This window comes from Microbacterium tumbae (assembly GCF_054780175.1).
Window position 1 is genome coordinate 983074 of sequence record NZ_BAAGWV010000001.1, and the last position, 19821, is coordinate 1002894.

Consider the following 19821-nt stretch of genomic DNA (forward strand, 5'->3'; position numbering starts at 1 on the left):
ATCCGTCGCGACGCGTGGAATCCGCCGGCGCGTCGCGACTTCGGAGTCGACGAATGCAGGAGTTCGGAACACGCCGAGCGCATGACCGCTCGCCGGACGATCGGGCGCCGGGCCGGCCTTTTCAGCCGCGGACGACCAGCCGCGGGACGACGAGCACGTGGGCGAGGCCGGCATCCGCGGGACGAGGAGAGACGATGCTGCCCGTCGGCCCGAGGAGCAGCTCGAGTGCCCCGGCCGCGACCTGCTCGGGAAGCTGCTCCACGCTCGACAGCCCGAGCGCCTCGGCCGCCGGCGTGTTGTCGAAGCCGTAGACGGGCAGCCGCGGCCGCCCGTTCTCCGTGGCCGCCATCTGGGCGCCGATGGCGAGGAGGTCGCTGGCGCACACGATGGCGTCGACGTCCGTGATCGCGGGTACGGCGGCGGCTCGTGCGCTCTGCACGTCCTCCTCGGCGGTCAGCCGGGGTCCCGGCGCCTCGGGGCGGCTCTCGCGCCATCCGCGCTCGCGATCGTCACCCGTCCCCGAGCCCGCGGGCCATCCCAGGAAGGCCACGCGCGGACCGGCGTGCTCCAGCGCATGCTCCGCCGCCTGGCGTGTGCCCGCTGCTCCGTCGACGTCGACCCACAGATGCGCGGGGTCGGACACGTCGTCCTCGCCCCAGGGCCGGCCGAACGACACGAAGGGCAGTCCGTGATCGGTCAGCCACTGCGTGCGGGGATCGCCGTGGAACGTGCCGGTGATGACGGTCGCGTCGATCTCCCCGCTCTCGGAGAGCTCGGCGAGGCGCAGGATCTCCTCATCGGGGCTCCTGGCCGCATAGACGAGGATGCGCATGCCGCGGGCGCTGGCGCTCTCCGTGAGGGCGTGCACGAAGCGGTCGAGCACGACACCGGACACCCCTCCGGCGTAGGGATCGAGGTGGATGCCGATCGTGGAGCTGCGGCGGGTGCGCAGGCGCCGTGCCGCGGCGTGCCTGCGGTAGCCGAGCGCGTCGATCGCGGCCTGGACGCGATCACGGGTCGCCGGGCGCACGATCTCCGGACTGTTCAGCACGTTGGACACCGTCTGACGGGACACCCCGGCGCGCTCGGCCACGTCCTCCACAGTCGGCGCCTTCGGCATCCTCGTACCTCCTCGAACTCCTGTCATTGTAGGCGTCGGCCGGTGGTCCGCCGCGAGGTGGGGACCTCTTGACGTCGGGACGCGCGTCGCCTAGATTTGCGGATGAAGCAAGAATTTGATCGTTCAAAATCTCAGCACCAGAGACCATCCTCAAAGGAGAGAGACATGACTCGCCACATGACCAGGGCGCTCGTCGCCGCGGGAGCGACGATCGCCGCGGGAGTGCTCGTCCTGACCGGCTGCGGATCCGGCTTCGAGGAGCCCCCCGGGGAGACCGGCGAAGGGCTCACGAGCTCGGACGACGCTCTCAGCATCCTCATCGGCTCCTCCGGAGACGCCGAGACCACCGCGGTCGAGGAGGCCGTCGCGGCGTGGTCGGCGGAGTCCGGCATCGACGCGGAGGTGCAGGTGGCGAACGACCTTCCGCAGCAGCTCTCCCAGGGGTTCGCCGCCGGGTCGCCGCCCGACCTCTTCTACCTCTCCACGGACGCGATCGCCGGGTACGCGGCGAACGGCTCGCTGCAGGCCTACGGCGACGAGCTGTCGAACAAGGACGACTTCTACCCCTCGCTGGTCGAGAACTTCACCGTCGACGGCCAGTTCTTCTGCGCGCCGAAGGACTTCTCCACCCTCGCGCTCGTCATCAACGACGACCTGTGGGCCGAGGCGGGGCTCACGGAGGCCGACATCCCGACCACTTGGGACGAGCTGGCCGACGTCGCCGCCACGCTGACGGTCGACGGCAGGGTCGGCCTCGCCTTCGGCGCCGAGTACCAGCGCGTCGGCGCGTTCATGGCGCAGGCGGGCGGAGGACTGGTCGTGGACGGAGAGGCCGTCGCCGACAGCGACGCCAACGTCGAGGCCCTGGAGTACGTCGCCTCCCACCTGCAGGACGGCACCTTCGCCTACGCGGCCGACATCGGCGCTGGATGGGGCGGCGAGGCCTTCGGCAAGCAGCTGGCCGCGATGGTCATCGAGGGCAACTGGATCACCGGCGGCCTGGCCGCGGACTTCCCCGACGTCTCCTACTCGGTGGCGGAGCTGCCCTCGGGCCCCGGAGGACAAGGCACGCTGCAGTTCACCAACTGCTGGGGGATGGCGGCGGACAGCCCCAACCAGCAGGCCGCTCTGGACCTCGTCGAGTACCTGACGAGCTCGGACGCGCAGCTCGCCTTCTCGGAGGCCTTCGGCCCGATGCCGTCCATCCAGTCGGCCGCTGACGCCTGGACCGACGCGAACCCGGAGCTGGCGGCGTTCCTGGCCGGTGCGGACTACGCGCAGTTCATGCCGAACCTCGCCGGGGTCACCGACGTCGTGGCCGACTTCAACGCGCAGCTCGAGTCGCTGAAGACCGCCGATCCGGCGACGATCCTCGGATCGGTCCAGCAGAACCTGACCGCGCTCACCGACTGACGTCATGACCGCACAGGCCCTCCGGTCTCGTCGCGACGGCTCCCGCACCACGGGCATCCGTCGCGGCGAGGCCGCCGCCGGATGGATCTTCACGCTGCCCGTGCTCGTCATCCTCGGCGTGTTCCTCCTCATCCCCGTGCTCATGGCGCTGTGGGTGAGCTTCTCGGACTGGTCAGGTCGCGGCAGCCCGCTCTCCGGCGCCGTCGGCTTCGTCGGGCTCGACAACTACGCCGACATCACCACGGGTGGCGGCCTCGCCGAGCGCAACTTCGGCATCTCGCTGCGCAACAACGCCTGGTACGTGCTCCTCGTCGTCCCGCTGCAGACGGCCCTCTCGCTGTTCCTCGCGGTGCTCGTGAACCGGGCGGTGCTGCGCGGACGGGGCTTCTTCCGCACGGCGTTCTACTTCCCCTCGGTCACCAGCTCGGTCGCGATCACCGTGCTGTGGCTGTTCCTCTTCTCGGCATCCGGAGTCGTCAACCGCGTCCTGGCCGCGGTCGGGATCGCCGGCCCGAACTGGTTCAACGACCCCTCCGGCGTCGTCCACAACGCCCTCGCCGTGGTCGGCGTCGAGCAGGGCCCCGCCTGGCTCACCGGATCCGGCCTGCTCGGCGTCACCTGGTGGGACTGGCTGGCCGGGCCTTCGGTGGCGATGAGCGCCTTCATCCTCATGGCGGTGTTCACGACCAGCGGCACGTTCATGCTCCTCTTCCTCGCGGGCCTGCAGAACATCGGCGGCGACGTCGACGAGGCGGCGATGATGGACGGCGCGAACGGATGGCAGCGCTTCTGGCGGGTCACGCTCCCGCAGCTGCGCCCGACGCTGTTCACGGTGCTGACGCTGGGCCTGATCGGCACGTGGCAGGTGTTCGACCAGATCTACACCGGTACGCAGGGCGGTCCGGGCAAGACCACGCTCACGCCGGCGTACTGTCGTACCAGGCGGCGTTCAACGGGCAGGAGTGGGGTCAGGGCGCGGCGATCGCCTTCATCCTGTTCGCGATCATCGTGATCTTCACCCTGTTCCAACGCTGGGTGCTGCGGGATCGGCCGGTCTCGCGCCGCCGGATCCGCGCCTACCAGGTCGGAGAGGAGGCTTCGCGATGAAGACTCTCGCTCCGCGCCGGATCGCCGCCCAGAGCCTGCTCTACGCGATGCTGATCGTCCTGGCCGTGATCTACATCTATCCCTTCCTCGTGCAGGTCGCGACCTCGTTCAAGAGCGATGCCGAGGCGACCCAGAACGCGATCTCGCTGATCCCGTCGACCTTCACCTGGGCGGCTTACGAGCAGCTGTTCACGCGATCGGCCTTCCCCACCTGGTTCGCGAACACCGCGATCGTCACGGTGTTCGTCACCGCGGGAAGGGTGTTCTTCGACTCCCTCGCGGGATACGCGCTCGCGCGACTGCGCTTCCGGGGCCGCGGCGTCGTGTTCGCCGCGCTCGTCGCGGTCATGGCGGTGCCGGCGGTGGTCCTGCTGATCCCGAAGTTCCTCGTCATCAACCAGCTCGGCATCTACGACTCCTACGCGGGCATGATCCTGCCGCTGCTCGTCGACGCGGCAGGCGTCTTCATCATGAAGAACTTCTTCGAGTCGATCCCCGTCTCGGTGGAGGAGCAGGCGCGGATCGACGGTGCGGGCACGTTCCGGCTGTTCTGGTCGGTCGTCCTCCCGATGGCGCGACCCGCGCTCATCACGATCGTCATCCTGTCCTTCCAGGGATCGTGGAACGAGCTGAGCCACTTCATCGTCTCCACGCAGTCGCCCGAGCTCACCACGCTGACCAAGGGCGTCGCCTCGCTCGCGAGCGGACAGCTCAGCCAGGGGAACCAGTTCCCGATCAAGCTGGCCGCGGCCGCGATCATGACCATCCCCGTGGCGGTCATGTTCTTCATCTTCCAGAGACACATCATGAACGCCAGTGAAGGAGCCGTCAAGGAATGACCGATGCCCCCCGCCAGCCCCTGCTGCACGATGCCGTGATCGCGTTGCACGCCCCCACCCAGGTGTGGTCGGCGTCCGACGGCGACCTGGGCTCCGCCCCGATCCACGGGATCTATCACGGCGATGTGCGGCACGTCAGCACCGTGCGGCTCGAGGTCGACGGCGAGATCCCGGAAGCGCTGTCGAGCGCCGTCGTCGACGCCAGGCACGTGCGCTTCGGCGCCGTGCTGCGCGCCCTCGACGACGATCTGCCCGATCCCAAGGTGCGGCTGCGGCGGGAGCGGTCGGTCGCGGACGGGGAGGTCGCCGAGTCGATCGAGATCTCGTCCGCGCGCGAGGTAGCGGTGCCGGCGGTCGTGACGGTGCGGATCCGCCCCGACTTCGCACCTCTGCAGGAGGTCAAGTCCGGCTCGGTGTCCGTGCGGACCTGGGAGGGGGACGGCACGCACGCGCGGGCGGGATCGGCCGCGTTCACGATCGAGGCGCCGGATGCCGAGGTGCGGAGGGACGGCGACGAGATCGAGCTGCGCTGGAGCGTCCGGGTCCCGCCGCGCGGGAGCGCATGTGTGCGATGGATGCTCCGGCTCGGCGATCCCTCCCTCGTGGTCCGCGGCGCCGGCGAGTGGCGCACCGAGCCGGTCGCCTCGGGCGACGCGCGCGTGACGCGCTGGCTGGAGCGCGCCCTGGACGATCTCGGAGCGCTCCGCCTCGCGCTGCCGGATCACCCCGAGGACGAGTTCTTCGCCGCCGGGGCGCCCTGGTTCCTCACGCTGTTCGGCCGCGACTCGCTGTGGGCGGCACGGCTGGCCATGCCCGCGGCGCCGCGGCTCGCGGCATCCACGCTCCGCGTGCTCGCGCGCCTGCAGGGGGAGCGCACCGACCCCCTGACCGCCGAGGCGCCGGGCAAGATCCTGCACGAGCTGCGCAGCGACGAGCTCGCGATGCCGAACGAGGGCATCGTGCTGCCGCCGCGCTACTTCGGCACGGTCGATGCGACCCCGCTCTGGGTCTGCCTGCTCGCCGACGCCCGTGACGGCGGGCTTCCCGAGGACGAGGTGCGCGAGCTGCTGCCCGCGCTGCGCGCGGCGCTGGGCTGGCTGACCGAGCACGGCACCGCCTCCGGCAGCGGGTTCATCGACTACGTCGACGAGAGCGGTCACGGGCTGGCGAACCAGGGCTGGAAGGATTCCGGCGACTCCATCCAATGGCGCGACGGATCGCTCGCGCAGGGGCCGATCGCCCTCTGCGAGGTGCAGGGATACGCCTATGAGGCGGCGACCCGCGGTGCGGAGATCCTCGAGGCGTTCGGCGAGGATGCGGGTGGGCTGCGCGCCTGGGCGGAGGATCTGCGCCGCCGCTTCCGCGCATCCTTCTGGGTGTCGACCGAGGAGGGCGCCTACCCCGCGATCGCGCTGGACGCTGCCGGCCGGCCCGTCGACACCCTGACGAGCAACATCGGGCATCTCATCGGCACCGGCATCCTCGACGAGGAGGAGGAGCACCGGTGCGCCGAGCTGCTGGCCGGCCCGACCATGGCCTCCGGCTACGGCGTCCGCACGCTGTCCACCGCGGCCGGAGGCTACTGGCCGCTCAGCTATCACGGCGGGAGCGTGTGGACCCATGACACGGCGATCCTCATCCACGGGATGAGGCGCGCCGGTCTCGTCGATCGGGCGCGGGCGCTCGCCGTGCAGCTCGTCGACGCGGCGGAGCGATTCGGCTACCGCGTGCCCGAGCTGCACTCCGGAGACCCGGCGGCGCAGGAGCCGGTGCCCGTGCCGTACCCCGCGGCCTGCCGGCCGCAGGCCTGGTCGGCCGCAGCCGCGGTGGTGTGCGCGGAGGCCTTGGGCTGAGCGCAGACGGACGCGTCGGGGAAGAAAAGGTTGCACCGGGTTGCATCGGCTCTACACTGGGCTTAGCTTCGTCGCCGTCGATCGGAGGCGCCTGTGTCATCGCCGTGGTCTGCCTCACGCGAGGGAACTCTGGAGACCTCGCGTCTGATCATCGAGCGTGCGCACGAGGAGCTCGTCTCCGGGAACTTCGAGGATCGGCGTCTCGACCAGGTTCGTCAGGTCGTCCGGGAGTCCTGGGAGCGATCCTGGAAGAGCAGAGCGGTCACCGAGGGCATCCCGCCGCTGGCCATGTTCGAGGAGGAGCTCGAGGCCTACCGTCGGACGCACCCGCTCGCCAGCGTCATGGAGATGGTCCGCGCCCTCCTGCTTCCCGGCGATGCCGAGCACGCCGGGGTGATGGTCGCGGTGGGCGACGAGGCAGGGCGTCTGCTCTGGGTCGAGGGCGATCTGCACCAGCGCCTCATGACGGGGGACGTCGGGTTCGTGGCCGGGGCGAACTGGGCGGAGGACGCGATCGGGACGTCGGCTCCCGGCACCGCCCTGCGCATCGGCGAATCCGTGCAGATCCGTCAGGCCGAGCACTACAACCGGCTCGTGCAACCCTGGTCGTGCACGGCGGCTCCGGTCTTCGATCCGGAGACCAGGAAGATCCTCGGCGTGATCGATGTCACCGGAGGGCCGGAGGTGACCACGCCGCAGGCGCAGCTGCTCGTGGACGCCACCGCGCGTGCGGTGGAGACCCAGCTGCTCGTGTCCCGGCTGAAGGCGCGCGCATCCGCCCCGCCGGTCTCCGGCCCTCGGAGGCGCAAGGGGACACCGACGCGCGCGACGCTGCACGTGCTCGGACGCGACCGCGCCCGTCTGGAGGTGAGCGGCGAGGAGGCCGAGACCGTCATCGATCTCAGCGCACGCCATGCCGAGATCCTGCTGATGCTGGCGGTGCATCGTCAGGGGCTGTCCGCCGAGCGGCTCGCCGAGCTCGTGTACGGGGAGGGCTCAGCCGCCGACACACTGCGGCCCGAGGTGGTGCGTCTGCGCAAGGTCCTCGAGCGCGTCGCGCCCTCCCTCGTTCCGGAATCGCGTCCCTATCGGTTGGCGATCGAGCTCGAGACGGACGCCCACAACGTCCTGGCGCTGCTCGGACGCGGCGCGCACCGCGTGGCGCTGAGCGCGTACCGCGGCCCGGCGCTGCCGGAGTCGACGTCCCCGGGCGTGGAGGAGTTCCGCGAGAGCGTCCGAGCCGCCCTGCGCGAGGCGATGCTCACCGAGGCGAGCATCGAGGTGCTGCTCCTCTACGCGGACATCCCCGAAGGTGCAGAGGACGAGGAGATCCTTCGGCTGTGCCTGGAGATGCTGCCGGCCCGGTCGCCGAGGCGCGCCTCCCTCGTCACGCGGATCGAGCGGCTCGCGCAGGTCTGACGGCGCCTTCTGCCCGGCTCCTGCCCGTCGCCCGCTCGCCGTCCCCCTTCGCCCGTCCCGCCCCTGGCCGGCTCCCTTGGGTACCTCCGATGCACCGGGGGGGGTACCCAAGGGAGCCGGCATCGGGTGCGCGGCCCGGCGGGCGAGCGCGAACGCAACCGGATGCAACGTTGCGCACCGGCGTGCAACGGGCCGGCTCCTACCGTCGAGGCAAGGACGCAGCAGTGACGCTGCGCCTCCCCCGTCGAAGGAGACAGCGATGACCATCGTCGAAGAGACCGTGTCGACCACGTATTCCGCCCCAGGGCAGCCGGGCGCGGTCGCGAGCTACCGGCCGCGATACGGCCATTACATCGGCGGGGAGTTCGTGGAACCCGTCAAGGGCCAGTACTTCGAGAATCTCAGCCCCGTCAACGGCAAGCCGTTCACCGAGGTCGGGCGCGGCACCGCGGAGGACATCGACCGCGCGGTCGAGGTCGGCTGGAAGGCGTTCGAGTCGTGGAAGAGGACGACGCCGGCCGAGCGCAGCGCGATACTCAACAGGATCGCCGACCGGATCGAGCAGAACCTCGAGGCGATCGCCGTCGCCGAGACCTGGGAGAACGGCAAGCCGGTGCGCGAGACGCTCGCCGCGGACATCCCGCTCGCCGTCGATCACTTCCGGTACTTCGCCGGCGTCCTGCGCGCCCAGGAGGGCGGGATCAGCCAGCTCGACGAGAACACCGTCGCCTACCACTTCCACGAGCCGCTCGGCGTCGTCGGGCAGATCATCCCGTGGAACTTCCCGATCCTCATGGCGACATGGAAGCTCGCGCCGGCGCTCGCCGCAGGCAACTGCGTCGTGCTCAAGCCGGCCGAGCAGACGCCGGCATCCATCCTGTTCCTCTTCGAGATCATCGGGGATCTGCTGCCCGCCGGCGTCGTGAACATCGTCAACGGCTTCGGCATCGAGGCCGGCGCCCCGCTCGCGCAGCACAAGCGGATCCGCAAGGTCGCCTTCACCGGGGAGACCACGACGGGACGGCTCATCATGCAGTACGCCTCGCAGAACCTCATCCCCGTGACCCTCGAGCTCGGGGGCAAGTCGCCGAACGTGTTCTTCGAGGACGTCGCGCGCTCGACGGACGATCCCTTCTACGACAAGGCGCTCGAGGGGTTCACGATGTTCGCCCTCAATCAGGGGGAGGTCTGCACCTGCCCCTCGCGCGCGCTCATCCAGCGCTCGATCTACGACGGCTTCCTCTCCGACGGCCTGGAGCGGGTCGGCAAGGTCGTCCAGGGCAACCCGCTCGACAAGAACACGATGATCGGAGCCCAGGCGTCCAACGACCAGTTGGAGAAGATCCTCAGCTACATCGACATCGGCAGGCAGGGCGGCGCGAGGCTGCTCACCGGCGGCGAGCGGGTCGATCTCGGCGGCGACCTCAGCGAGGGCTACTACGTCGCCCCGACGGTCTTCGAGGGCACGAACGACATGCGGATCTTCCAGGAGGAGATCTTCGGGCCGGTGCTCTCCGTGACGAGCTTCGACGGCTTCGACGACGCGATCTCCATCGCCAACGACACCCTGTACGGACTCGGCGCGGGCGTGTGGAGCCGCAGCGGAGACATCGCGTATCGCGCCGGTCGAGCGATCGAGGCGGGCCGGGTGTGGACGAACACCTACCACCAGTACCCGGCGCATGCGGCGTTCGGCGGGTACAAGCAGTCCGGCATCGGCCGGGAGAACCACCTGAAGATGCTCGATCACTACCAGCAGACGAAGAACCTCCTGGTCTCCTACGCGGAAGGGCCGATGGGCTTCTTCTGAGCATCCCTCCCCCTCGTTCGTTGAGCGGGGCGCATCCTTCCCTCCCGTTCGCTGAGGGGGGAGTGGATCCCTCTCCCCCCGTTCGTTGAGAGAGGCGGATCCCTCTCCCTCCCGTTCGTTGAGGGAGCGGCCCCTCCCGTTCGTTGAGGGAGCGGCCCCTCCCGTTCGTTGAGGGAGCGGCCCCTCCCGTTCGTTGAGCGAGCGGCCCCTCCCGTTCGTTGAGCGAGCGAAGCGAGTCGAAACGCAGTTCGCCGTGAAGCGCGTTTCGACTCGTCGCTCCGCTCCTCGCTCAACGAACGGGAGGAAGAAGGAGCCGGTCCTCGCTCAACGAACGGGAGGAAGAGGATCGCTCAACGAACGGAGAGATCGAACGCCGAAGGGAAACACGTCATGGTCAGCATCGGCACATACCACCGCGTCGACGTCACGGACGCCGCCGCCGCGCTGCTGCGCGAGCTCACGGCGCAGCACGGCCCGCTCATGTTCCACCAGTCCGGCGGGTGCTGCGACGGCTCGAGCCCCATGTGCTACCCCGTCGGTATGTTCCTCACCGGTCCGAGCGACGTGCTGCTCGGCACCCTGGACGCCGGGCTCGACGCGCCGATCGAGGTGTACATGTCCGAATCGCAGTTCGAGTACTGGAAGTACACGCATCTGACGATCGACGTCGTTCCGGGCCGTGGCGCGGGGTTCAGCGTCGAGGGGCCGACCGGGATGCGCTTCCTCATCCGCTCCCGGATGCTGAACGAGGCGGAGCTGGAGTACTTCGGACTCCGGGGACGGGGAGATCACGTCGACGGATGAACGGCGCGCATCCGCGTTTTCCGGGGTGGCAGCTCGGTTCGGCGCGTCCGCGTGATCCTTCCGGCGCGGAGAACGGCGAGCAGGGCATCCCGGGGTGGCGGCGGACGGGCCGGGAACGGACGTCAGGCATGCCGCCGCAGTCGCCTCACCACGATCGCGAAGCCGACGGCGAGAAGGACGTTCAGGAGCACGCAGCCGGCGAACCCCGCACCGCCGGCGTTCGAGAAGACGTCTGCGAGCACGGCGATCACCGCCACGCCGAGTGCGAGGCCGACCTGCTGAACGGTCGAGAGGAGTCCGCTCGCGGTGCCCGTGAGATCGGGCGGCAGCGAGCCCATGATCGTCCCAATGAGGGGCGTGTACACGAGCGCCTGCGCGAATCCGAGCACGAGCAGCACCGGTTGCAGTCCGAGCAAAGACGGCGTGGGCCAGCCGAGCCAGACGATCAGGCCGACGGCGATCAGGGCGAGAGACTGCACCACGGCAGCAGCCTGCATCAGACGAGCCGACCCCTGCATCCGAGTCAGCCGCGGTGACGAGAGCGTGCCGGTGATGAAGGCGAGGGCGAAGGGCGCGAGCGAGATGCCGACGGCGAGCGGATCGAGATCCAGCCCGGAGGATGCCGTCAGCGAGAAGAGGAACACGAACGCGCCGTAGCCGGTGAAGAACAGGAGCGTGAGCAGCAGCCCGATCCGCAGGATCGGGGTGCGCAACGCGTCCGGAGGGACCAGTGCATTGCGGGCAGGAAGCCGACGCTCCCACCAGACGAGCATCAGTGCCGCGAGCAGGGCGAGGACGAGCGATGCCCAAGTCCACCACGGCCAGCCCGCGCCTCGGCCCAGTCCGACCGGAACGAGGAACGACACGATGGCGATGGCGAGCAGCGAGCTGCCGACTGCGTCGATCCCCGATGCGGTCGGCGGCATGGTCTCCACGATCAGGCCCGTCAGCAGGAGGACGGCGAGGGTGAGGACGCCGACGGCGGCGAAGGCGAGTCGCCAGGTGCTCGGCCCGAGCGTCGCCAGCGCGCCGGCGCCGATCTGTCCCGCTGTCGTGCCCACCCCGAGCACGGCGGCGTACACCGACATGAGCCGGAGGCGTCGCTCCCCCGTGGTGGTCGCCTGAATGGTGGTGAGGGACTGCGGCAGCATCAGGCCCGCCGCCACGCCCTGGACGGCGCGGACCAGGAGCAGTCCCGACAGACCGGGGACGACGCTCACGCCGAGCGACGTCACGGCGAGCAGCCCGAGGCCGATCCGGAACAGCCGTCGTCGTCCGAGCCGATCGCCGAGCCGTCCGCCGAGGACGAGAACGGCGGCGAAGCCGGCGGAGAACAGCGCCACGAACAGGCCCGCCGCCCCGGCATCGGCATCCAGGTCAGCGGCCGCTGTCGGCGCGACGATCGTCGCCGTGCCGAATATCACATTGGCGAGCGCGGTGCCCGCGAGCAGGGCGGTCGCGCCGGCGGTCGTCAGAGTCCCTGGCGAGGTGCGGGAAAGGGGTTCGGTATCGGTCATGCATCCAGGATCGGACGCGTTGATCCGGGTATACAGAGCGTGGTTATCCTGGTATTCGTGATGACAGTCGACGGTGCGACCGTGGTGCGGCGTGAACTCGGAGCGTTCCTGCGCAGCCGAAGGGAGCGTTTGAGTCCCGCACAGGTATCCCTGCCTGCAGGCGGTCGAAGGCGCACTCCTGGACTGCGCCGTGAAGAGGTCGCGACCCTCGCGGGCGTCGGGGTGACCTGGTACACATGGCTCGAACAGGGACGCGATATCCGTCCCTCGCCGTCCGTGCTGGACGCCATCGCCGGAGCACTGCGACTCGACCTCGACGAACGCGAGCACCTGTGGATCCTCGCGACGGGCCACGCCGCACCCGGTGCGCCGCTGTCCTCCATGTGCGAAGTGGTCACGGCAGACCATCTCGCCCTGCTGGCCACGCTGATGCCGCTGCCGGCGTGCATCCAGACCGCGACGTACGACATCCTCGCCAGCAACGCGTCGTACCGGTTTCTCATCGATGATCTGGACGACGCGCCCATCGCCGACCGCAACTGCATGGTGCGTGCGTTCCTCGATCCTGCCTGGCAGCGTTCCTATGGGGATTACGACGGCGTCACCACGCGGATGGTCGCACGCCTGCGAGCGGCGATGGCCGAGCATCTCGACGATCCCGCCTGGACCGGGCTCGTCGATCGCCTGCGCACCGAGTCGCCCCGGTTCGACACCTTGTGGCGGACCGGCGCGCTCGCCCACGACGGAGTGCATGAGCAGGTATTCCGGTACACCCGCGCCGGCACCGTGCACGTGCGCTTCGTCCCGCTCTGGATCGATCGGGTGCGCTCGGTGCACATCAAGGTCCTGCAGCCGGTCGATGCGTCCGGCGCCGAAGCTTTTGCCCGGATGGCGGAGCAGTTCGACGGTGCGCCCCTCGTGACCGCGCGGCCGAAGGTCAGGGAACGACTGGATTCTGCGCTCGCCGCCTGACGCGCGAGATGGTGCCGAGTCCCGCTGTCAGCGGGTTTCGGTCTCGTTACGAAATCGGGCTCGCGCTCCGCATCCGCTCTCATGCGTGTGCATGATGGTGCCTTGAGCCCGTCCACCCGACGAGGCTGCAGCACCTTCACAGATGGGGAGATTCATGTCTCTGCAGAACAGCACGCGAAGCCGCCTCGGCCTCGCGATCGGCGCCATCGGCGTCACCTCGCTCGTCCTCGCCGGTTGCGCGAACGGCGGCGGCGGGAACGGCGGCGGCGACGCCGCCGGTGGCGACATCATCGTCGGCACCACCGACAAGGTCACCACGCTCGACCCGGCCGGCTCCTATGACAACGGCTCGCTCGCGGTCCAGATCCAGGTCTTCCCGTACCTGGTCAACACGGACTACAACAGCACGGAGGTCGTCCCCGATCTCGCCGAGTCGGCGGAGTTCACCTCGCCGACCGAGTACACGGTCACCCTTCCCGAGGGCCTGACCTGGGCCAACGGCAACGACCTCACCTCGTCGGACGTCAAGTTCTCCTTCGACCGCAACGTCGCGATCGCCGACCCGAACGGCGCCTCGAGCCTGCTGTACAACCTCGACAGCGTCGAGACGCCGGACGACACCACCGTCGTCTTCCACCTGAAGACCGAGAACGACCAGGTCTTCCCGTTCATCCTGACGAGCTTCCCCGGGGCGATCGTCGACGAGGAGACGTTCTCGGCGACCGAGCTCACCCCCGACCAGGACATCGTCGACGCGAACGCCTTCGGCGGACCGTACGCGATCTCCTCGTGGGACTTCAACAAGGCGGTCGAGTTCACCCCGAACGAGAGCTACCAGGGACTCATCGACGCGCCGGCGAACGACAGCGTCGTCCTGCAGTACTTCGCCGAGTCGTCGAACCTGAAGCTCGCCGTCCAGGAGGGCGACGTCGACGTGGCCTACCGCAGCCTCTCGGCCACGGACATCGAGGACCTCGCCGGCAACGACGACGTCCAGGTCATCGACGGCCCCGGTGGCGAGATCCGCTACATCGTGTTCAACTTCAACACGCAGCCCTACGGCGCGAGCACGCCGGACGCGGATGCGGCGAAGGCGCTCGCAGTCCGGCAGGCCGTGGCCGACCTCGTCGACCGCGACGCGATCTCCGAGCAGGTCTACAAGGGCACCTACACCCCGCTGTACTCCTACGTGCCCGAGGGCTTCGCGGGCGCGACCGAGGCGCTGAAGGGCCTCTACGGCGACGGAGACGGCGCACCGGACGCCGATAAGGCCGCCGCGACCCTCGAGGCCGCAGGCGTCGAGACCCCGGTCAAGCTGAGCCTGCAGTACAGCCCGGACCACTACGGTCCGTCCTCCGGCGACGAGTACGCGCTGGTGGAGGCGCAGCTCGAGGAGTCCGGCCTGTTCGACGTCGACCTGAAGTCGACCGAGTGGGTGCAGTACTCCGAGGACCGCACCGCCGACGTCTACCCGGCGTATCAGCTCGGCTGGTTCCCGGACTACTCCGACGCGGACAACTACCTGACCCCGTTCTTCCTCAAGGAGAACTTCCTGGGCAACCACTACGACAACGCGGAGGTCAACGACCTCATCCTGCAGCAGGCCGTCGAGACGGATCCCGACACCCGCACCGCGGACATCGAGAAGATCCAGGAGCTCGTCGCCCAGGATCTCTCCACGATCCCGCTCCTGCAGGGCGCTCAGGTGGCGGTGGCCGGCACGAGCGTGGACGGCGTCGTTCTCGACGCCTCGTTCAAGCTCCGCTTCGCCTCCATCACCAACTAGCAGTCCGGATGCCGGACCCGTCCGCGTCGCACCGCTCATCGAGCCGGCGGCCGGGCGGGTCCGGCATCCCCCGCGAAGGGTCCATCCCATGACCAGCGACGTTGCCTCGTCGCCCGCCGACTCCGCGTCGGCCGGCGACCATCCCCCCACCCGCACCCGCCGCCGCACCGGCGGAAGCTCCCTCGGCCGGTACATCCTCATCCGGTTCCTGCTGATGATCCCCACCGTGCTGATCCTCGTCACGGTGGTGTTCTTCCTCATCCGCCTCACCGGCGACCCGATCACCGCGGCCCTGGGCGGGCAGCTCACCCCCGATCAGCTCGCCGAGCGGATCCACGCGGCCGGCTACGACCGACCCGTGCTGGTCCAGTACGTCGAGTACCTCGGCCAGATCCTCACCTTCGACTTCGGCAACACCCTCACCGACAACCGTCCGGTCGTGGAGGTGCTGCTCACCTACGGCAGTGCGACGCTCGAGCTCGTCGTCTACGCCCTGATCGTGGCCTTCGTCGTCGGCATCCCGCTCGGCATGATCGCCGCCGCCAAGCGGGACCGCTGGCCCGACGCCGGCCTGCGCGTCTCGGCGATCCTCTTCTACGCGACCCCGGTGTTCTTCTCCGGCCTGGTCGCGAAGCTGGTCTTCTCGGTCTGGCTGGGATGGCTGCCCGTGTCCGGCCGTGCGAACGTGCGCACCGAGATCGCGCTGGGCCGCGAGGGCGGCACCGGCATCTACCTCATCGACGCGATCGCCTCCGGGAACCCGGCGTACATCCAGGACGTGCTCCTGCATGCGATCCTGCCGGCCGCGACCCTCGGCCTGCTCACCGCCGGGATCTTCCTGCGCCTCGTGCGGACCAACCTCATCGGCACCTACAACATGCCGTACATCGACGCCGCCCGTTCACGGGGCGTCGGCGAGGGACGGCTGGTGCGCACGCACGCGTATCGTCCGGCGCTCATCCCGATCATCACGGTCATCGGCCTCCAGATCGCCCTCATGCTCGGCGGCGCCGTGCTGACCGAGACCACCTTCGAATGGAAGGGCCTCGGCTTCCAGCTGGCCGCATATCTGGGATCGCGGGACTTCGTCGCCGTGCAGGGCATCGTGGCGATGATCGCGGTCATCGTCGCGGTCACCAACTTCGTGGTCGACATCATCGCGGCCTTCGTCGACCCGAGGGTGAGGTACTGACATGGCGAAGACCTCTCTGTTCAGCAGACTCCCCGTCGTCCATCAGCTCCGTCAGAGCGTCGGGCTCCAGCGCGGGATGCTGGTCGCCGGCCTCGTCCTGACCGGGATGTTCCTGCTCACAGCGCTCCTCGCACCGTGGATCGCCCCGTACGGCTTCAACCAGCTCAAGGACGCCGACGGGAACTTCGGCGCCCAGCAGGCGCCGAGCGCGGCGCACCTTCTCGGCACCACGGTCGGCGGCTACGACGTGCTCTCGCGCGTCATCTGGGGCTCCCGCACCGCGCTGCTCGTGATCGTCGTCGCCGTCGCGCTCTCGGTCGTGATCGGCGTGCTCCTCGGCCTCGTCTCCGGCTACCTCGGCGGATGGGTCGACCGCGTCCTCGTCGTCGCCGCTGACGCCATCTACGCCTTCCCGACCCTGCTGCTCGCGATCGTCGCGGCGATCGCCATCAGCGGCGGTCAGTCGGGGCTGTGGCCAGGCGTCCTCGCGGCGGCGATCTCGATCACGGTGGTCTTCGTGCCGCAGTACTTCCGGGTGGTGCGCTCCGAGGTGCTCCGCGTCAAGGCGGAGGCCTTCGTGGAGTCCGCGCGCGTGATCGGCGCGCCGACGAGCAGGATCATGTTCCGCCACGTGCTGCGCAACTCCACTCGCACCCTGCCGCTCATCGTCACGCTCAACGCGGCGGAGGCGATCTCGACCCTGGCGGCCCTCGGCTTCCTCGGCTTCGGCATCGAGCCGACCGCCGCCGCCGAGTGGGGCTTCGACCTGAACAAGTCGATCAGCGACGTCGCCGCGGGCATCTGGTGGACGGCGATCCCGCCCGGACTCGCGATCGTCCTCGTGGTGCTGGGCATCACGCTCATCGGCGAGAGCCTGAACGACTTGGCGGACCCGCGCCTGCGCGCCAGACGACGCGCCGGTCGAACGCCGGCGGACGCCGTCGCGGCCACGCAGCCGGTGACCCGTGAAGACCTGGGAGAGGTGCAGTGATGGCATCGGCAGTGGAGATCCGCGACCTGGACATCACCTTCGCCACCGACGGCGGCGACGTGCATGCCGTGCGCGGGGTGAGTCTCGATGTGCGCGCCGGGGAGGTGCTGGCGATCGTCGGCGAGTCCGGCAGCGGCAAGACCGTCACGGCGCGCTCGATCCTCGGTCTCCTGCCCGAGACCGCGATCACCTCCGGCGCGGTGGTGCTGGAGGGCACCGACGTGACGAAGCTGGATGCCGCCGGCCTTCGCGCCGTGCGCGGAACGGCGGCGGCGATGGTCTTCCAGGAGCCCTCCAGCGCGCTGAACCCGGTGTTCCCGGTCGGCTGGCAGCTCGCCGAGGGCCTGCGCGCCCACGGCGGCGTGTCAAGGCGGGAGGCGAGGGCGGTGGCCGTCGACATGCTGCGCCGGGTCGGCATCCCCGAACCGGAGCGCCGCGTCGACGACTACCCGCACCAGTTCTCCGGCGGGCAGAAGCAGCGGATCGTCATCGCGATGGCGCTGGCGCTCAGGCCGGCCGTGATCATCGCGGACGAGCCGACCACGGCGCTGGACGTGACCGTGCAGGCCGAGATCCTCGACCTGCTGCGGACGCTGCGCGACGAGGAGGGCACGGCCATCGTGCTCATCACCCACAACATGGGCGTCGTCGCCGATCTGGCGGATCGCGTCGCGGTCATGCTGAACGGCGAGCTCGTCGAGACCGCGCCGGTCGCCGACCTGTTCGCCGCGCCCCAGCACGAGTACACCCGGCGGCTGCTCGCGGCCGTGCCTCGGCTGGAGATCGTCGAGCGTCCCCTCGCCGTCGCGCAGGACACCGCCCCGCTGGTCGTGGCCAGGGATCTCGTCATCGAGTATCCGGGCCGCCTCGGTCGTGCGCCGTTCCGCGCGGTGAAGGGCGTCAGCTTCACGCTCTCCCCCGGTGAGGTGGTCGGCCTCGTCGGCGAGAGCGGATCGGGCAAGACGACGATCGGCAGGGCCATCGCCGGCCTCGCGCCGATCTCCGATGGTTCGCTCGAAGTGCTCGGGATGCAGATGCTCGGCGTGAAGGAGCGGCACTTCCGACCGTTGCGGCGGGACATCGGGTTCGTGTTCCAGGATCCAGGCACGAGCTTCAATCCGCTGCTCACGATCGCGCAGAACGTCGCGGAGCCGCTCATCGTGCACCGTGTCGCGAAGGACGCCGCCGCGGCGCGCGGCCGGGTGGACGAGCTCCTCGAGGCGGTTCAGCTGCCCGCCGCCTTCGGGGATCGGTACCCTCATGAGCTCTCCGGTGGTCAGCGCCAGCGGGCCTCGCTCGCGCGTGCGCTGGCGCTGGATCCGAAGCTCCTCATCGCGGACGAGCCGACGAGCGCGCTCGATGTCTCGGTGCAGGCGAGGGTGCTGGAGCTGTTCGGCGAGGTGCAGGAGCAGTTCGGTTTCGCCACGCTGTTCATCACGCACGATCTGGCGGTGGTCGACATGCTCGCGCACAAGGTGGTCGTCCTGCACCAGGGTGAGATCGCGGAGTACGGGCGGACCGCTGACGTACTCGGCGCTCCGAAGGACGACTACACCCGTCGCCTCATCGCCTCGCTGCCCGTGCCGGACCCTGCGCTGCAGGCGAAGCGCCGGAAGGAGTGGGAGGCGCTGCGCGGCGCGTGACGCCGCCTGAGGACTGATGACGTTTTCCGTTCAGCGGCCATGATGCAACCCGGTGCAACGTAGCCGTGAATATTCTGTACGCATACGCCAAGCACTGCCGAACCCCAGTCGGCATTGGCGTCGGGCGGGTGACCGCCTATGCGGAGGGGGCTCGCTTCTTCCGATCCCGAGGGGGGATGGGGTGGGAGCTGAATCCCCAGAAACAGCGCCCACCCCCATATGCCGCTTTCCGGCCGGGCTCAGTGCCACCTCGACCAGAACCAGAACAGTCCGACGACGATCATGAAGACGATCGGCACCCACCTGGTTCCCCGCCGCAGCCGTCGTCCCTCGCGCGCGACTCCCGGCGGCGGCGCCAGCAGACCGGCCGGTGCCGCGAAGGGCAGCGCAGACGAGGGCGCGGGGGCGGCCGCATCCGGTCCTCTCTCCGCGATCAGCCGCTCGTCGCGCCAGCGCGCCCACTGATCGAACTTCGCGATCAGCGCGCCGACCGCGCCGAAGAGCCACGCCCAGGTCGCGGGGTCGAGAGTGGACGCCTCGCGCTGGGTGTAGAGGAACAGCCAGTCGTCCACGATCTCGACGTCCAGCTGCGCCGCGTTGTCGACGAAGCGCGCCATGATGTCGGGCGTGAACAGATACAGTGCGTCCCGCTCGTAGCCCTCCGGGCAGTAGAGGGTGAAGTACCGGTCGAAGTCCCCCTCGAGGGAGAGCCTCTGGTCCTTGCGGAAGGAGGCGGGCAGATTCGACCCGAACACCGAGTTGTTCCCGGTGGCGTCGAGGACGATGTTCGGGAGAGGAACGTCGAGCTTGACGGCGACGTAGCCCCAGCGATAGGTGGTCGAGTTCTTCCCCGACTTCACCGTGTACTGGTAGTTCCCGAACTCCACGAACCGGGGAGAGTGCCCGCGCACCAGCTCCCGTGACTGCCGTCCCGATCCGATCCCGAAGATCATGCCGGGAAGACCCGGTGCGTCGATCCGGTCCTCATAGGTCATCCCGTTGGCGACGGCGAAGCGCGAGAGCCGGTACCGTTTCACCCGGTTCCTGCGCCACGCGGCGACGCCGAACGCCCCGCCGATGACGACGGTGGCGAGGATCAGCAGGAAGGGCAGGATCGCGGCGGGCGGGAATCCCTGCGTGGCGACGCCGATCCCGATCATGAGCATCATCGGGAGCAGCACGACGGCGGCCAGCACGACCGCGACGATCGCGATGACGGCGCCGGCCGTGACGCTCGTCGTCCGCCGCGCGCGCATCTCCGCGACGAAGGCGCTCACGGCGCGCGGGTCGACGGGCTCGGTGAGGGGGTGGGCGTCGAAGGCGATCGCGGGGGAAGGCGGGCTCACGGCATCCAC

The 19821-nt window shown here is 69.5% G+C and carries 14 protein-coding genes and 1 pseudogene; 12 read left to right on the top strand and 3 right to left on the bottom strand.

Going from position 1 to position 19821, the window contains the following annotated elements; translation table 11 throughout:
* Positions 1 to 121 precede the first annotated feature (121 nt).
* Positions 122 to 1120, bottom strand: coding sequence for a LacI family DNA-binding transcriptional regulator (locus ACYVGQ_RS04535; protein WP_460783342.1), 999 nt, complete (start codon positions 1118 to 1120; stop codon positions 122 to 124).
* A 165-nt stretch (positions 1121 to 1285) separates the two neighbouring features.
* Here ACYVGQ_RS04535 and ACYVGQ_RS04540 point away from each other — a divergent pair, with 165 nt between their 5' ends.
* The 7 genes and pseudogenes from ACYVGQ_RS04540 (at position 1286) to ACYVGQ_RS04570 (ending at position 10365) form a co-directional block, all read left to right on the top strand.
* Complete coding sequence (locus ACYVGQ_RS04540) at positions 1286 to 2533, top strand: sugar ABC transporter substrate-binding protein (RefSeq protein WP_460783343.1); 1248 nt, start codon at positions 1286 to 1288, stop codon at positions 2531 to 2533.
* Between the two features lie 4 nt (positions 2534 to 2537).
* Positions 2538 to 3640, top strand: a pseudogene (locus ACYVGQ_RS04545) (carbohydrate ABC transporter permease).
* Positions 3637 to 4479: a carbohydrate ABC transporter permease gene (locus tag ACYVGQ_RS04550; protein WP_460783344.1), complete on the top strand. Its 843-nt coding sequence runs from the start codon at positions 3637 to 3639 to the stop codon at positions 4477 to 4479. Before ACYVGQ_RS04545 ends, ACYVGQ_RS04550 begins: the two are co-directional and overlap by 4 nt.
* Positions 4476 to 6332 (top strand): glycogen debranching N-terminal domain-containing protein, encoded by a 1857-nt coding sequence (locus tag ACYVGQ_RS04555; protein ID WP_460783345.1) that lies wholly within the window; start codon positions 4476 to 4478, stop codon positions 6330 to 6332. The genes ACYVGQ_RS04550 and ACYVGQ_RS04555 overlap by 4 nt, the downstream gene beginning before the upstream one ends.
* Positions 6333 to 6425: 93 nt before the next feature.
* A complete protein-coding gene (locus ACYVGQ_RS04560; protein WP_460783347.1) occupies positions 6426 to 7751 on the top strand; it encodes an AfsR/SARP family transcriptional regulator in 1326 nt (441 codons plus the stop codon).
* Positions 7752 to 8010: 259 nt separating this feature from the next.
* Entirely contained in the window at positions 8011 to 9561 is a 1551-nt protein-coding gene (gene exaC / locus ACYVGQ_RS04565; protein WP_460783348.1) for an acetaldehyde dehydrogenase ExaC, read from the top strand.
* A gap of 390 nt (positions 9562 to 9951) precedes the next feature.
* Complete coding sequence (locus tag ACYVGQ_RS04570; protein WP_460783349.1) at positions 9952 to 10365, top strand: DUF779 domain-containing protein; 414 nt, start codon at positions 9952 to 9954, stop codon at positions 10363 to 10365.
* 122 nt (positions 10366 to 10487) lie between these two features.
* Here the strand turns inward: ACYVGQ_RS04570 and ACYVGQ_RS04575 are convergent, their stop codons facing one another.
* Positions 10488 to 11882 carry an MFS transporter gene (locus ACYVGQ_RS04575; protein WP_460783350.1) on the bottom strand — a complete coding sequence of 465 codons (1395 nt, stop codon included), beginning with the start codon at positions 11880 to 11882 and terminating at the stop codon, positions 10488 to 10490.
* Between the two features lie 60 nt (positions 11883 to 11942).
* Here ACYVGQ_RS04575 and ACYVGQ_RS04580 point away from each other — a divergent pair, with 60 nt between their 5' ends.
* From ACYVGQ_RS04580 to ACYVGQ_RS04600, 5 genes are all read left to right on the top strand, one after another.
* Positions 11943 to 12854 (top strand): helix-turn-helix transcriptional regulator, encoded by a 912-nt coding sequence (locus ACYVGQ_RS04580; RefSeq protein ID WP_460783923.1) that lies wholly within the window; start codon positions 11943 to 11945, stop codon positions 12852 to 12854.
* Between the two features lie 154 nt (positions 12855 to 13008).
* Positions 13009 to 14640: an ABC transporter substrate-binding protein gene (locus ACYVGQ_RS04585; RefSeq protein WP_460783351.1), complete on the top strand. Its 1632-nt coding sequence runs from the start codon at positions 13009 to 13011 to the stop codon at positions 14638 to 14640.
* A gap of 88 nt (positions 14641 to 14728) precedes the next feature.
* A complete protein-coding gene (locus tag ACYVGQ_RS04590) occupies positions 14729 to 15832 on the top strand; it encodes an ABC transporter permease (protein ID WP_460783352.1) in 1104 nt (367 codons plus the stop codon).
* A gap of 1 nt (position 15833) precedes the next feature.
* Entirely contained in the window at positions 15834 to 16823 is a 990-nt protein-coding gene (locus ACYVGQ_RS04595; RefSeq protein ID WP_460783353.1) for an ABC transporter permease, read from the top strand.
* Positions 16823 to 18466, top strand: coding sequence for an ABC transporter ATP-binding protein (locus ACYVGQ_RS04600; RefSeq protein WP_460783354.1), 1644 nt, complete (start codon positions 16823 to 16825; stop codon positions 18464 to 18466). The genes ACYVGQ_RS04595 and ACYVGQ_RS04600 overlap by 1 nt, the downstream gene beginning before the upstream one ends.
* Positions 18467 to 18705: 239 nt before the next feature.
* On the opposite strand, the gene ACYVGQ_RS04605 is transcribed toward ACYVGQ_RS04600, so the two are convergent.
* Entirely contained in the window at positions 18706 to 19812 is a 1107-nt protein-coding gene (locus ACYVGQ_RS04605) for a hypothetical protein (RefSeq protein WP_460783355.1), read from the bottom strand.
* Between the last annotated feature and the right edge of the window lie 9 nt (positions 19813 to 19821).

What these genes read in the sequence shown, in the direction of transcription:
- ACYVGQ_RS04535 (WP_460783342.1), bottom strand. Translation starts at nt 1,120, where the DNA reads ATGCCGAAGGCGCCGACTGTGGAGGACGTGGCCGAGCGCGCCGGGGTG.
- ACYVGQ_RS04540 (WP_460783343.1), top strand. Translation starts at nt 1,286, where the DNA reads ATGACTCGCCACATGACCAGGGCGCTCGTCGCCGCGGGAGCGACGATC.
- ACYVGQ_RS04550 (WP_460783344.1), top strand. Translation starts at nt 3,637, where the DNA reads ATGAAGACTCTCGCTCCGCGCCGGATCGCCGCCCAGAGCCTGCTCTAC.
- ACYVGQ_RS04555 (WP_460783345.1), top strand. Translation starts at nt 4,476, where the DNA reads ATGACCGATGCCCCCCGCCAGCCCCTGCTGCACGATGCCGTGATCGCG.
- exaC (WP_460783348.1), top strand. Translation starts at nt 8,011, where the DNA reads ATGACCATCGTCGAAGAGACCGTGTCGACCACGTATTCCGCCCCAGGG.
- ACYVGQ_RS04570 (WP_460783349.1), top strand. Translation starts at nt 9,952, where the DNA reads ATGGTCAGCATCGGCACATACCACCGCGTCGACGTCACGGACGCCGCC.
- ACYVGQ_RS04575 (WP_460783350.1), bottom strand. Translation starts at nt 11,882, where the DNA reads ATGACCGATACCGAACCCCTTTCCCGCACCTCGCCAGGGACTCTGACG.
- ACYVGQ_RS04580 (WP_460783923.1), top strand. Translation starts at nt 11,943, where the DNA reads ATGACAGTCGACGGTGCGACCGTGGTGCGGCGTGAACTCGGAGCGTTC.
- ACYVGQ_RS04585 (WP_460783351.1), top strand. Translation starts at nt 13,009, where the DNA reads ATGTCTCTGCAGAACAGCACGCGAAGCCGCCTCGGCCTCGCGATCGGC.
- ACYVGQ_RS04590 (WP_460783352.1), top strand. Translation starts at nt 14,729, where the DNA reads ATGACCAGCGACGTTGCCTCGTCGCCCGCCGACTCCGCGTCGGCCGGC.
- ACYVGQ_RS04595 (WP_460783353.1), top strand. Translation starts at nt 15,834, where the DNA reads ATGGCGAAGACCTCTCTGTTCAGCAGACTCCCCGTCGTCCATCAGCTC.
- ACYVGQ_RS04600 (WP_460783354.1), top strand. Translation starts at nt 16,823, where the DNA reads ATGGCATCGGCAGTGGAGATCCGCGACCTGGACATCACCTTCGCCACC.